12 protein-coding genes and 1 tRNA gene are annotated in these 13,619 nt (G+C 47.3%); 9 read left to right on the forward strand and 4 right to left on the reverse strand.

Annotated features, from left to right (window positions below):
- Positions 1-31 precede the first annotated feature (31 nt).
- The gene (gene thiL, locus EYC62_07290; protein TAH33105.1) at positions 32-1,000 is read left to right on the forward strand and encodes a thiamine-phosphate kinase; all 969 of its coding nucleotides are present in this window, start codon (positions 32-34) and stop codon (positions 998-1,000) included.
- Positions 1,001-1,534 (forward strand): hypothetical protein, encoded by a 534-nt coding sequence (locus EYC62_07295; protein ID TAH33106.1) that lies wholly within the window; start codon positions 1,001-1,003, stop codon positions 1,532-1,534.
- Position 1,535: 1 nt separating this feature from the next.
- Here the strand turns inward: EYC62_07295 and EYC62_07300 are convergent, their stop codons facing one another.
- Positions 1,536-1,793 (reverse strand): hypothetical protein, encoded by a 258-nt coding sequence (locus EYC62_07300; GenBank protein ID TAH33107.1) that lies wholly within the window; start codon positions 1,791-1,793, stop codon positions 1,536-1,538.
- 213 nt (positions 1,794-2,006) lie between these two features.
- Here EYC62_07300 and EYC62_07305 point away from each other — a divergent pair, with 213 nt between their 5' ends.
- Complete coding sequence (locus EYC62_07305) at positions 2,007-4,112, forward strand: sodium-translocating pyrophosphatase (GenBank protein ID TAH33108.1); 2,106 nt, start codon at positions 2,007-2,009, stop codon at positions 4,110-4,112.
- A 118-nt stretch (positions 4,113-4,230) separates the two neighbouring features.
- Positions 4,231-5,121 (forward strand): hypothetical protein, encoded by an 891-nt coding sequence (locus tag EYC62_07310; protein ID TAH33109.1) that lies wholly within the window; start codon positions 4,231-4,233, stop codon positions 5,119-5,121.
- Positions 5,122-5,128: 7 nt separating this feature from the next.
- Here the strand turns inward: EYC62_07310 and EYC62_07315 are convergent, their stop codons facing one another.
- Complete coding sequence (locus tag EYC62_07315) at positions 5,129-5,704, reverse strand: outer membrane protein assembly factor BamE (GenBank protein ID TAH33110.1); 576 nt, start codon at positions 5,702-5,704, stop codon at positions 5,129-5,131.
- A 167-nt stretch (positions 5,705-5,871) separates the two neighbouring features.
- Here EYC62_07315 and EYC62_07320 point away from each other — a divergent pair, with 167 nt between their 5' ends.
- From EYC62_07320 to EYC62_07340, 5 genes are all read left to right on the forward strand, one after another.
- Complete coding sequence (locus EYC62_07320; protein TAH33111.1) at positions 5,872-6,429, forward strand: ubiquinol-cytochrome C chaperone; 558 nt, start codon at positions 5,872-5,874, stop codon at positions 6,427-6,429.
- An 84-nt stretch (positions 6,430-6,513) separates the two neighbouring features.
- A tRNA-Lys gene (locus tag EYC62_07325) sits at positions 6,514-6,588 on the forward strand.
- A 358-nt stretch (positions 6,589-6,946) separates the two neighbouring features.
- Positions 6,947-7,714: a hypothetical protein gene (locus tag EYC62_07330; GenBank protein ID TAH33112.1), complete on the forward strand. Its 768-nt coding sequence runs from the start codon at positions 6,947-6,949 to the stop codon at positions 7,712-7,714.
- 60 nt (positions 7,715-7,774) lie between these two features.
- Positions 7,775-11,242, forward strand: coding sequence for a hypothetical protein (locus EYC62_07335; GenBank protein ID TAH33113.1), 3,468 nt, complete (start codon positions 7,775-7,777; stop codon positions 11,240-11,242).
- A 112-nt stretch (positions 11,243-11,354) separates the two neighbouring features.
- Positions 11,355-12,440 (forward strand): PDZ domain-containing protein, encoded by a 1,086-nt coding sequence (locus EYC62_07340; protein ID TAH33114.1) that lies wholly within the window; start codon positions 11,355-11,357, stop codon positions 12,438-12,440.
- Here EYC62_07340 and EYC62_07345 read toward each other — a convergent pair.
- Positions 12,437-12,958, reverse strand: coding sequence for a hypothetical protein (locus EYC62_07345; GenBank protein TAH33115.1), 522 nt, complete (start codon positions 12,956-12,958; stop codon positions 12,437-12,439). The two genes, EYC62_07340 and EYC62_07345, sit on opposite strands and share 4 nt — an antisense overlap.
- A 1-nt stretch (position 12,959) precedes the next feature.
- Positions 12,960-13,520, reverse strand: coding sequence for a response regulator (locus EYC62_07350; protein TAH33116.1), 561 nt, complete (start codon positions 13,518-13,520; stop codon positions 12,960-12,962).
- Between the last annotated feature and the right edge of the window lie 99 nt (positions 13,521-13,619).

Genomic DNA, 13,619 nt, shown 5'->3' on the forward strand with positions numbered 1-13,619 from the left:
CCGATCACGCCATATTGTTTGGGCGTGATTCATGAAAGAATTCTCCCTTATTGATAAATATTTCCGCCCTTTAACCCGTGATTTTACGGGCGCGCTGGAGTTGCGCGACGATGCGGGATATTTGACGGTGCCTGCCGGGCAGGAATTGGTTGTTACCAAAGATCTGCTGCTAGAAGATGTGCATTTTTTCGGCGATGATGATCCTGGCCTGATCGCGCAAAAATCGCTGCGTGTCAATCTGTCGGATTTAGCCGCTAAGGGCGCGAGGCCATTGGCGTACAGCCTGGGTTTGGTTTTGCCGTTGAACCGATGGGAAGGCGTGAACGATTCCTGGCTGGCGCAATTCGCCAAAGGCCTAGAAAAAGACCAGAAACAATTTGGGATTTCGCTGCTTGGTGGTGACACAACATCCGGCGATCAATTGACAATTTCTATTGCTGCATATGGATTAATTCCTAACGGGCGGCGAATATTGCGCGGCGGCGCGAAGCCGGGCGATATTGTTTTTACAACCGGAACTATCGGCGATGCCGGCGCGGTGCTGTATTTAAAACGCAAAAAAATGAATGTGCCGCCGGAATTGATGCAACGGTATTTATTACCTCAACCGCGTTTGGGCCTGATTGAAAAACTGCGCGAGGCGGGGGCGGTCAACGCCGCTATCGACGTTTCCGATGGATTAATGGCGGATTTACGGCATATTTTGGACGCATCGGGTACAGGGGGTAAATTATATCTAAAACAAATGCCAGTCTCGCCGCAGGCACAAGATTTTATTAATCATTTTAACGTACCATTAGAGTCACTGGCCGGTATGGGCGACGATTATGAAATTGTCTTTACGTCTCCCGTATCTGTGCAAAAACAGGTACAAGAAATTGCAAACAGTTTGAATATTCCTGTTCAGGCAATCGGCGAGATTACAGTGGAAAAAGAATATCGAATTTTTAATGGGCAAGGGCAAAAGATTCAGCCCATCAAATTAGGATACGAACATTAAATGAATCGTCATTTAAAAATACTAGGTTTGATATTACTGCTGGCCGTTATTGCCGCAAAACCGGCATTGGTTTGGGCGGAAGAAGCCGCGGCTGAAGCCGGTGCAGAAGGCGGCGAGGGCGGCGGTGAAAAAGCGCCCGTCGCCGAAAGTAAAAAGAACATTATCGAAGGCGATCCCGGCAGCCCGTCGTTAAAAGGCCCCTATATCGAATTGAAACAAATGAATGTCGTCGCGATTTATCGCGGCGTACCCGTGCGGCATATGAACTATATTTTGGTTCTTGAAATGCCGGATATGGAAGAATACAGGTTCGTGTTGCAAAGAATTGAAATTTTGCGGTCGGCCATGGTCGAAGAATTGCATGTGATTGGATCGTCGCAAAAAGGCGCGTTGCTCAAAGATTATGACTTTATTAAAGATAGATTGTTAAAGGTTGCGGACAAAACTGTTGGCCAAGGCCACGTAAAATCAGTTTTGATTAAATCCACCGCCGGACGAAACTTGCCTGAATTTTATACCGTTCCGAAAAAATAATTTAAGCCGCGCGAGTCATCGCCGCCAGTACAAGGGCTTCAATAGCTTGCGGGGACAGTACCGTACCCATGGGGGAATCGGCAGAGTCAAGCTCAACCATCCCAACGGGAACGGTGTGATCGCCAGTATTAACTTGCTGGACGAAAGTAACCGCAGCCACCTGGGCGCTGTAACCAGGTACAGCTGGATTCATGGCCACCACTTGCCCGGTTTGCATGGCGGCAGCATCTGAAATGACCTTGTAAAACTTATTTTTCATTTTTTTGTCCTACCTATCAGTAAAATATAAGATTAATAAGGCTTTTCGTAAATCCCTTTTTGGATACATATCTTAACGCCTCCAGGCTTGATATAAAGGTCTATTTCTGGCATAACATCCGCTTGTTTTTTAAACCAAGTTATTGAAGGTTAATAAGAATTTAGATTTAATTCCCAAGTCTGATCCAAATAAAAAATACGAAAGGAAGATACTATGTTGAATGCAGCTAATTTAGAATGGCTGGTTATTTTTTGCGGCGTGATGGCGGTGCTGTATGGCGCCATTGTCACCCGTTCGATCGTTGGCTTGCCAGTAACGGATGACCGCATGCGGACTGTTGCCGCTGCCATCCATGAAGGCGCGCTGGCTTATTTGAACCGCCAATACCGCACCATCGCGATGGTCGGCATCGTCATTGGCGTGATTCTGGCCTATTTGCTAGGCACCTATGTGGCGATCGGCTTTGCCATCGGCGCTGTATGCTCGGCCGCTGCAGGATTCATCGGCATGCACGTATCGGTGCGCGCGAACGTACGCACCGCAGAAGCGGCCAAAAAAGGCCTCGCCACCGCATTGAATGTGGCATTCCGCGCGGGCGCAATCACCGGTTTGTTGGTGGTTGGTTTGGGCTTGCTGGGCGTTGCTTCCTATTATTTTTACTTGAAATATAACCTGCCAGCTTCGGATGTTAAAACCCGTACCATTATCGATGCGCTGGTGGCCTTGTCGTTTGGATCGTCGTTGATTTCGATCTTCGCGCGCTTGGGCGGCGGTATTTTCACCAAAGGCGCGGACGTAGGCGCGGATTTGGTCGGTAAAGTCGAAGCCGGGATTCCGGAAGATGATCCAAGAAACCCAGCCGTGATTGCCGACAACGTTGGCGATAACGTCGGCGATTGTGCCGGCATGGCGGCTGATTTGTTCGAAACCTATGCCGTTACCGTGGTTGCAACCATGTTGTTGGCGACGATTTCGTTCGGCGTTGATTTGCAATCGACCATGATGCTGTACCCATTGGTAATCGGCGCGGTATGTATTATCGCATCGGTGATCGGTACCGTGTTCGTGCGTTTGGGCAAAGATAACAATATCATGAAAGCCTTGTACAAAGGTTTGGTCGCAACCGGCATTTTGTCGGCAATTGCGATTTATTGGTTCACCAACCAAATGTTCGGCGGACTGGACAGCCAGTTGATGATGGCCGACGGCACCCAAATCCAAGTGAAAAACCTGATCAGCTGTTCGTTCATCGGTTTGCTGGTCACCGGTTTGATGGTTTGGATTACCGAATATTACACCGCCAAAGAATACCGTCCGGTGAAATCGATCGCGCAAGCATCGACCACGGGGCACGGCACTAACGTGATTCAAGGCTTGGCCGTTTCGATGGAAGCGACCGCGTTCCCAGTGATCGTTATTGCCGCCGGTATTATTACATCCTATCTGAACGCCGGTTTGTTCGGCGTTTCGATCGCTGCGACCACCATGTTGGCTTTGGCCGGTATGATCGTCGCCTTGGATGCTTATGGCCCGGTAACGGATAACGCTGGCGGTATTGCCGAAATGTCGGGCTTGCCAAAAGACGTGCGCGTGACCACCGATGCTTTGGATGCGGTTGGCAACACCACCAAAGCGGTAACCAAAGGTTACGCCATCGGCTCGGCCGGTTTGGCGGCGCTGGTTCTGTTTGCGGCTTATACCCAAGACATCAAGCATTTCTTTGGTGGCATGCAAGTGAACTTCACTTTGGAAAACCCGTATGTCGTGATCGGTTTGTTCATTGGCGGCATGTTGCCGTATTTGTTCGGCGCAATGTCGATGATGGCGGTTGGCCGAGCAGCCGGTTCGGTTGTGGTCGAAGTTCGCCGTCAGTTCAAGGAAATGCCAGGCATCATGCAAGGCAAAACCAAGCCGGATTATGGCCGCGCGGTTGACATGTTGACCAAATCGGCAATCCGCGAAATGATCGTTCCATCGCTGTTGCCGGTATTGGCGCCAGTTGTGGTTTATAACGCGGTTAACAGCTTCGCCGGTCAGGAACAAGCGTTTGCAACCGTCGGCGCATTGCTGATGGGTACGATCGTAACCGGCTTGTTCGTCGCTATCTCGATGACCTCGGGCGGCGGCGCATGGGATAACGCCAAGAAATATATCGAAGATGGCAATCATGGCGGTAAAGGTTCGGATGCCCACAAGGCGGCCGTAACCGGCGACACTGTCGGCGATCCGTACAAGGATACGGCAGGTCCAGCCGTTAATCCGATGATTAAAATCATCAATATCGTGGCATTGTTGATGCTGGCCGCTTTGGCTGCATAAGCTATCTGCGATTTGCGAAATGAAAAGGCGGCTTTAATAGCCGCCTTTTTTATTGCCTTAAAATTGTTTACCAAAAAGATATTATTTGTTATTTTAAAACAAAGGCAGGGTAAGTATTGTGAATTTAGACTTGCAAGCAATAGAAGAGGGAAGGCGAACGGCTGCGCTGCAACAAGTCCAAAAATTTTGGGAAGCGGTGCAACAAGACGCCACATTAAGCCGTTTGCAAGAACTGGGCAATCTGCTGTCTTATACGGATGACGGATTTTCGGGATTAAAGCCTGTCGATCCAGTTCAAATCGGGTCTGAAAAATATGGTAAATTAAAAGCGGCTTGCATTGAATACGCCAAAGACCGATTTGCGTTGTTATTGCTATTTAAAGACAATACGCAAGGATTCTCCGATACGGATGCGCATAAGACGGTTAAAAAAATAAAATGGTTATTGTATACAGCGCAGACCGATTATTCCGTTCTTGTGCAAGGGCAATCCGATGAAAATGTTAAAGCCGTTATCCAAGATGTGCTGAGAATGACACTTGTTTATACAATTCGCGGCTGTTTGTCAGGATGTTATGCCGAAACTAATTTTGCAAAACCTTCTTGCTTTACGACTATTTTACCAAAATCTTTGGATCAGTTACAGATCGAGCATGCGGATACAGATTATCGGTTGATTGATCCTTTGGAAAAAATTCCTTCGGATCAAATGAAGACAATCGTTCATAATATAAAAGATCGCAAACCGGATATCGCCACGCTCGATTTCATATATAGCCGTTTTTATGATCCCAAAAAACCGGACCATAAAAATTTAGCCAGATTTATGCTGCAACAAGCGGACACATTGGGATTTAGTCTTGCTCATTTGCCAAGTATGGGGGGCTTAATGGAGCCGGATAAAGCCTATGGGCTTATAGGTGACGTTATGGAATTAAGATTTGATGCGCTGGCCCAAAAAGCAAATGCGGCGATTGGAACTTATGCCGGTGGCCGCGCTTCAAAATAAACCGCAGTTATTTGCCGTTATTGACACCCTCGCGGCCGCTGAAACGGCCGATATTGCCCAACATTTGTTGCATGATTGTCAGCTGGCTTTCAGAAGACGGGGTGGTTTGATCAACGGTTTTGACGAAATCGGCATCGTTTAGATCTTTGTAATCGATAGCCTGGACGATACCGCCCTTGTCAAAATGGACGATGACAATATTCTGTTGCTTGATTTTTGGTTTGCGAAACGCCCAGGTTTCGGTCTTCTGGCTGATGTAATACCAAGTTAAATCGCCAAAGGTACTGGTGGCGCCGGGGCTACCAAGAACAGAAGAAACATCGGTGATCGAGGATTTTCCGATTTCAATTTGCTTGATTTTATCGGGATCAACCATTACGCCGCGGTCATCTACGTTGGTCGCGCAGGCGGCCAAGGATAAGATAACAAACAAAGCGAATAGGAAAAGAATTTTTGAATGCATTGGTGTAGGGATAGACGATTTCGAAAGGCAAGGCAATCGGGTACTTTGTCCATTTGAAAAAAATAATTCCCCTCCCTTTGGGAGGGGTAAGGGGAGGGTTAGGCCTGGCGGTGCAAACATTGACCGCAGCGATTACAAAAAGACCTTACCCCCACCTAACCTCCCCCAAAGGGGGAGGAATTTAAAAATATTGTTTTTACCAAACCCAGTACTGACAATTGTTAAGTTATGATTAGGAAGTATTTAACCCTATTTACTAATTACCAATTTCTGATTACTACTGGATTATGTTTTCCATAGCTATTACTAAACGTCAGCGGCAATTGCGCGACGCCGCATTCGATCTTTACTGTAAATCCGTCGATCAGGCACGGAACGAATATCTATATTCCGAATGCCAAGTGCCAGATACGGTGGATGGCCGTTTTGATTTGATCGTTTTGCATTTATTTATAATTATCCACGCCACCCAAAAATTTTCCGACCGTAACAGTGCCGACTTACAGCAAAAATTGTTTGATACATTGTTTTGGGACATGGATCGCAATTTACGCGAAATGGGTGCGGGAGATTTGGGCGTGCCCCGCCGTATCAAGGCAATGATGCTGGCTTTCAATGGGCGTTGTCATGCCTATGCCGAAGCTTTGCAGACTGGCAATAACGAGGCTTTGATTGGAGCATTGCTAAAAAATGTTTATCGCGACGATAAGACGGTGAACCGGGCATCTGTTGAGAAGCTTGCCTTGTATTTACAGGCTCAGTTGGCCCATTTAAAAGCCTTTAATTCCGCCGATTTTTGGGATGGGACCGCCCAATTTCAGCCATTTCCCCAGAAATTAGCCTAAATCTGTTTATCCTATTGCGTTGGATAGAGTTTTCGGCTAAATAGGGCGCTTCGTTTTGCCGTACCGCAACAGGCAAAATAGTGTGAGTGCGTAGCTCAGCGGTAGAGCATCTGACTTTTAATCAGAGGGTCGAGGGTTCGACCCCCTCCGCGCTCACCACCCTACGCCCATCAAAACAAATATTAAGTCCTAGGGTTGTCCGGCGTAGCTCGGCACGAGCGAAGACGGACTGATCGGGCAAAGGCTACGGCTGGCAAGCCCCCCTATAACACACCTCTCTTTATCCATTATTTATGGGCATTTTTGGCGTTTTTTATATTTCCTATTATAATATTTCCCATCTCCACTATCATGACTAATAAAGATACAATTTTTTATAGGGCCTTATTTTTATAGAGTTTTTTGTTGCCTAACTGTTCTTTTTAAGATATAAATTTTCCCCAGTGCTAAATGGTAAAAATTGGCACAAAAAAATTACAGGGCAAAAGTTAATAGTCTTAAATGGAGGAAAAGGGTCATGGCTAATTCGAATTATAAAGTAGTTACTGGTGCGGCAGCGGTATTCGCGGCGGCAGCGATGTTGGGTGGATGTTCTTCTGCGCCTAAAACAGAAGAGCAGGCAGGAGCCCCAAAAGTTTCTTATGCAGCCCCAAGATCCGGTGTTCTTAATACACTCGGTCAGGTTACCGATTTAAATCCTTCCAGACCGGCTTTGCAAGATAATGGATTCGCGACTGTTGGTCCGGTGCGTGGCCAGCCTAATTCGGGTTTTTATACCGTTGATGCCATAGTATACAGCCCAGTGCAAAAAGCGGATGTGGTGTTAACTGGAACTATTAACGAAACCCAATACAATGCGCTTGCAGGCGCATATGCAGCCACCAAAGCGCGTCACCTTTTTTCGACCAATCGTGAGATTCAATTTTCGTTGACCCCAGTTACTGGCGCTGAAGCCGAAGCAGCTAAATCTCGTCTTTTAAACAGAGTGTCCATAAGCACGGATAATTCTGTTGGTGTAGAAGCGTTTGTATTCGATGTCGGCAATGTAAAGGGCCGTGTAATTATTGACAACTTGTCTGCCAATGATGATTCGAAGATCGTTACCTTTACCAACCCGGGCCCATTTTCCACCCCAGATCAAGTTAAGGCGGCTAAAGAACGTTTACTGCCACCAAAACCAATGACGGGAACAAATGACGGACGTGAACCCGCTCCTCTTTCCTATAGCGGAAATACACAATCTTTCTTTGTAGCTGCTACGAGACAGCGCGACGCTAGAGCTTAAGCTTGGGATTCTAGGTTTAAAAAATAATAACAAATATTTTGCTATTTATGGAGCTTTCAGATGGCAATTAAATTAAGAGGGTTATTGGCCGGTTTAGCAGTGGCAGTTGGCGGCGCAACAGCCCCAGCCATGGCGCAACAAGATGCGGCCCCGCAACAACCAGCGGTCGTTACAACCGTAGTCGATAACGACAATGCGCCAAAATTTAATGGCGAAGATCAAGCCTATATCGGTTTTACCGCCGATGGTCAGGCGCTTGGTTATGTCGGCGGCAATATCGGTACGTTCAATGTAACCGCCGATGCCTTGGCCAAAGAAATGGCCCAAGGCAAACAAGGCGATAACGGTTTCTTCGCGGTCGATAGCGATAACGGCAATAATTCTTTTGATGTTGGGTTTCAAGTTTTATCCGGTCAGGCTGCTGTTGATGCAGCGGCATCATTAAAGCAAGTTGATCCGGCCAATATTTACACCTTTGAATTTGTTCAAGGCAAAACTATTGCCGGCACTTCGATGGTTGAAGGCGTGGGATTAACCCGGCCATTTGCGAATTCTTCGGCGGCTGAAAGTGCGGCGAATGAATTATCGAAAGCGACCGCGCGTGTAGCTTTGGCTGAACAGGCAAAATTGGCTGCGGCTAATCCGGCTGTCACAACAACCAACACGGCTCCTGTTGCTGCTACCTCGCCGGTAGAAAACAATAATGTGGCCACTCAACCGGCTGCGACGACATCGGTGTCTACGCCAGAACAAGTTGCCCGTATGATGGGTTGGAAACCGGCAAATGAAACCGGCGCAACTCAAGCGGCTGCGAATACTGTTGTGGCAGATGCCAATAACAATGCCGCTGCTAATACGGCAGTGGCTTCGAATCCTACGTCAACACCGTCTGTTGCTACTAGTGTCGTGGAAGTGAACTCCGCTACCGTACTGCATGTAGAACAAGGCGATGCTGGTTTTCTGTTGATGCCGGCGCAAGGAAATCCTTTGGTGATTTTCCCAGCCAGCAAGCAAGTAGTAGAAGTAACCGTTAACAAAGCGGCTTTGGCGGAACAATTTGCGCAAAACGCCAACAATCAAGCTTCGGCTTATTTCCCGCAAGGTTCTTTCGGCAATTCGAATGCGATGAGCTATCGCTTATTGTCCGGGGCGGAAGCCAATACGGTATTGCAATCCGCTAGCCAGGTATTGACCGGGGCGTTGCAGCAAGTTGATAACCCAGAAGCGATCGCAGAAGCAAAAACCGGCGATGGTTTCACGCAATCGGATGATAAGGGCGATGGTTTTCTGTATACCTTGGAAGTTGTAAAGGTGGACGGTACGCCGAATACTATCGAAGTGAATAATCTGGTTTTGTCCGGCGACAATACTCACGGCGGCAAAGGCGATATTAATGCCTTTATTACGGCCTTAAAGGGCGCACAAACCTCTGTGACCACGATTGCTCAGGTAAATCAGTCGCATATGACTGCTTCTTCTGTAGTTGCAGCGATGACTCCGACCGCGACCCCAGCGCCAGCCACGGCCCCAGTTTCGGTGCCAGCGGCAGCTAATGCCGATTCTGTGAATGATCCTGCCGTAGACACTGGTGTATCCACGATCAGCCCGGAAGCCATGAATGCTTTAAGCAATGTTTCGGCTTCTAATGCTGCTACACCAAGCGCCGTGACTGAGACGATAAGTGTTCCTTCGGTAAATACAGCGACAAGTAATTCTAACACAGTACCAGGAGCAACTGTAACGGCTTCGAGCGATATCAATCCAGATATGCTGAATTTTGCATTGGCATTTGCCAGTGGCGACATGGATTATTCCATTCTGCACACTTATAACAATTCCGTTTATGTTATTAATAATGACGGTGTTGTGCAGAAACTGGAATCTGATACCACCAATTTAGAAGAGTTATCTTCGACTGGTGCATCGTTGTTGCAGGTAACATCCGTTCCAGCAGAAGAGCAGGCGCAGATATTGCAAAGTGCAAAAGCTTCTGCAATCACAATGGTGGATGTGTTTAACCGTTATGATGCCAACAATACGGCTTCACACTTCGAATTGGCGGTTGCACAAGTAATTTCTATTTATGATGATGCTGTCTTCATTCAAACCCAGGATTTGCGCGGCAATGTCAGTGTGTTGCGGTTGGCGGCGCAAAGTGTGCAATCTCAGTTGGATTGTTTATCGCCTGTTTCGACATCAAATCCAGCGCCTCAAGCAGTTGCTACGGTAGATCTTCCTAATGGCTGGAGTGTGACTGGCGACATGGGCGATTCTGGCTCCAATTTAAATGTGTTTGGACTGCCTTCGGCGCAAGCAAGCAAGAATACTGCTCCAGGTCCAGTTGCAGCAGGCGCCGCACAATCATCGAGCGATGGCGTTTCGCAAGTTCCTCTTCCAGTAATTACCAACCCAGACGGTATTACTGCTGTAAATTCTGGAACTGTAATTATTAACAATCCAGACGGATCCGGACAACAACCTTTGGTTATCACAAATCCTGATGCCGGCAATAGCGCTACAGCTGTTGATTCTAAGCCAACAAATGTTGTGGCGGCTGATGAAGGTGTGAAGAATAATGACGCTTCTGTTCCAGCCGCAACAGTTGCCCAAACGCCAGATGCTAATAAGACACCAGAAAGTTCGGGATTGGCCAGGATATTGGCCGTTGGTTTTGGCATACTCAGTGGTTTATTAGGTTTGGGCTGGTTAAGAAATAGGTCTAAGCTGAACGAAAGAATTGCCCAGTTAGAGACTGAGAACTATCTTCGATTGGACGAATTGGCCACAGAACGTTACAGACTGGCAGAAGTTTTACGGAAGCATAATATTGATCCGGACACACATGGTTTAATGTGGAGCGATCCTAATACCAAAGATAAATTGGTGCCTAAACCAGTGTCAGCGGATAATTCAGTTGCGCCGGTTGACTCAGCCAAAACTGATGAAATTGATATGACAGAGCAGCAATTTAATCAGTATGTCGCTTTAAGAAGTGCTGTAGGCAGCTTAATGGAAGACTACAACGGTACCCAAAAGTTTGTGGATGCAAATACAACACTTACGCAAACAGCCGGTTATGGAAAAGGCAGCGAAAATATCGGTGGGCCGATTGCGGAATTAAAAACCGCTGTAGAAGGCTTGTTGCCTGATCATCCGAACTCCGCCAAAGTCGACAGTGCTTTGAAAAGCTTGAAGGATGTCGGTATTGAAATGGTAGCTCCGCAAAGTTCGGTGAGTGGACCTAACGGCCCTGGTGTTGTAGCTGTAACAGCATTAACCTTAGCCGCAGGGTTGGGAGGCGTGGTTTTGAATGATCAAGCCGTTGCAATGCCGGTTGCAACATCGTTAGTTGCTGTTAATACATCGGCGACCCCAAGTGAAATGGTTGTTGGCATTGATTATGGCGATGGTATTGTTCATAAAGCGGTCGTTGAAGATGCTGTGGTATCCAAAGCATCTTCCCCGTATGGCGTATTCATTGCCGGTCCTATGTTTGACCGTTTAATGAGAGTGCATACAAGAAATTAAGATAGACTCCATAAATTAACCATAAATAGACTATAACTTTAATCAGAGCCTTGCTAGAAATAGCCAGGCTCTTTTTTTATGTCTTCGTCCGATTTTGAATCAAAGGTGTATTATGAAACGTCTTTTTGTTGTTTCTGTATTATTGCTGGGTCTTGCCGCTTGCGCCGCGCCGACCATGACGGGGCCGGGGGCTTCGATTGACCGGGGTTTGATCGATGCGGAGCGGCAGAAACAATATGAATTGGCGGTTGAGGAGAATTTGAAACAATATGAACGGCTGAACCGTGTCGGATTTCCGATTTTGCGTGCTAACGCGGATTGGTGTGGACGCGATGGCCGCACCCGGCCCAGCATAGGCGCTCTGATCGCCGGCACGGCCCACATGAAAGAACCAACCAAAGCGGCGTTAAAACGTGTTTTAGAAATGAATAATGATGGCGCGGTGATCACCGGCGTTCCATCCGGCACACCTGCAGCGGAAGCGGGATTGCGGCGTGGCGATCAAATCGTGTCTTTAAACGGCCAAACCGTCAGCGCGCAGACCAATTCAGCCGAATTGCTTGACGATATGAAAAAAGCCGCTGACGATTCTTTTGCCCATAAAAAACCGTTAACTTTGGCCATTAACCGCGATGGCAAATCCATAACCAAAAGCGTCTCTCCGGTTTTGGCGTGCGATTTTTATGTGGCAATCGACAATAAAGATGTCATCAACGCGTTTGCCGACGGAAAAGGTATTGTTTTTACCAAAGGCATGATGCGTTTCGCGAACGAGGATGATGAACTGGCCGTGGTTATGGGCCACGAGCTTGGCCATAATTTAAACCATCATATTGATTCCAAGAAAACCAATGCTGCCGGCGGACTGTTGCTGGATATTTTGGCGGCGGCCGGCGGGGTTAATACTCAGGGAATGTTTAGCGGTTTGGCCGCCAGCGCCTATAGCCAGGATTTCGAACGGGAAGCTGATTATGTGGGATTATACTTAACCGCGCGCGGCGGATATGATATCGAAGATGCGCCAAATTTCTGGCGCCGCATGGCGATTGAAAGCCCGGCGTCTATCAAAGACAGCCACACATCCAGCCATCCAGCGACACCGGAACGGTTTTTGGCTTTGGAATCGACGGTAAAAGAAATCGAATCGAAACTGTCATCCAAACGCAAGCTGGAACCCGATAAGAATTTGAGATTCTAGGATTTTTTGGAATAACGTTCGATAGCGACTTTTAGCGTTTGTTTTAATTGCTGGCCCACGGTGCCGCCGTCGCCATTGATTTTTTGTATAACGACAATTTGCATCGTATCAATATGCGCTTTGATAATCTCCAGTTGCGGTTTGCTTGCGGTTTTCAAGCCATCGGTAAAGTCAAATAAGAACGTGGCGAATTCAGTCAAAAGAGGATAGCCAAAGCTGGATCCCTGGCCGCGCAATTCGTGAACAAGGCGGTTAATCTTACGGATGTAAGGGGCTTGGGCGTCGCCTTCCGCACCGGAACACTGAACAAAAGCTTCCTGCAATTCAGCCAGTTCATCACTGGCGCTTTCGGTATAGCTTTTTGATATCTCTTCGACTTTCTTTTCAGCGCGGCTGATAATATCCGGGTCGATACTGCCTAATTTACCCGGCATACCGCCAACTTTTTCGCGCAACTTGTTTGGCAAAATGACTTCGCGGGATTTTCTTTTCTTTGGATCGGATGGAATATTGGCCATTTTATTCTCCGTCCTTTTTCGCGGTTGTGCGCCGGTCGGGGAAATCAATAGGGGCAACCCGCCTGCGGCGGTCAGGTCCCATGAATTTCTCGCTAATAATGAATTTACGGGGGCGGTCGATGACTGTCAGCAAATGTTCGGTCAGGCTTTTTACGGAAATTGGTTTTGCCAGAAATTCGGTGATACCGGCATCCCGCGCTTCGAAAATCCGTTTTTGATCGCTGTATCCGGTCAACATTATGAAAGGAGTGTAACGGATACTTTCTACTTTATGGGCGCGGATCCATTTCAGCAGTTCAATGCCGGAAACTGGTTCCATCATCCAATCGGAAATAATAATATCGAAACTAAAGGTCTCTTCAAAACCGCTGCTGCGGTTGGATTGCGGGTCTATCATTTTCATGGCGCTTGCCCCGTCCGGAGCATAATTGACCCTGCCGACCCCTAATTCTCTCAGGATTTCAATAACTAAGCTGCGCATTGAACGGCTATCGTCCACAACGAGAATTTGCAGATTTTCCAGTTTATAGTGATGCGGAGATTTTTGTTTGGCGGTATTCATGAGTAATTAAAACATAACAAAATAAAAAACCTTAGTACTAATAGGTGTTTATAGGAAAACGGCTTAAATGCCAAGCAATATCCATTTTACAATATTGTA

Source organism: Alphaproteobacteria bacterium, from assembly GCA_004295055.1.
Taxonomy (GTDB): Bacteria; Pseudomonadota; Alphaproteobacteria; order SHNJ01; family SHNJ01; genus SHNJ01.

Bases quoted from the DNA above. Each gene is read 5' to 3' on its own strand.
- thiL (TAH33105.1), top strand. From the start codon at position 32: ATGAAAGAATTCTCCCTTATTGATAAATATTTCCGCCCTTTAACCCGT.
- EYC62_07295 (TAH33106.1), top strand. From the start codon at position 1,001: ATGAATCGTCATTTAAAAATACTAGGTTTGATATTACTGCTGGCCGTT.
- EYC62_07300 (TAH33107.1), bottom strand. From the start codon at position 1,793: ATGAAAAATAAGTTTTACAAGGTCATTTCAGATGCTGCCGCCATGCAA.
- EYC62_07305 (TAH33108.1), top strand. From the start codon at position 2,007: ATGTTGAATGCAGCTAATTTAGAATGGCTGGTTATTTTTTGCGGCGTG.
- EYC62_07315 (TAH33110.1), bottom strand. From the start codon at position 5,704: ATGTTTGCACCGCCAGGCCTAACCCTCCCCTTACCCCTCCCAAAGGGA.
- EYC62_07320 (TAH33111.1), top strand. From the start codon at position 5,872: ATGTTTTCCATAGCTATTACTAAACGTCAGCGGCAATTGCGCGACGCC.
- EYC62_07330 (TAH33112.1), top strand. From the start codon at position 6,947: ATGGCTAATTCGAATTATAAAGTAGTTACTGGTGCGGCAGCGGTATTC.
- EYC62_07335 (TAH33113.1), top strand. From the start codon at position 7,775: ATGGCAATTAAATTAAGAGGGTTATTGGCCGGTTTAGCAGTGGCAGTT.
- EYC62_07340 (TAH33114.1), top strand. From the start codon at position 11,355: ATGAAACGTCTTTTTGTTGTTTCTGTATTATTGCTGGGTCTTGCCGCT.
- EYC62_07345 (TAH33115.1), bottom strand. From the start codon at position 12,958: ATGGCCAATATTCCATCCGATCCAAAGAAAAGAAAATCCCGCGAAGTC.
- EYC62_07350 (TAH33116.1), bottom strand. From the start codon at position 13,520: ATGAATACCGCCAAACAAAAATCTCCGCATCACTATAAACTGGAAAAT.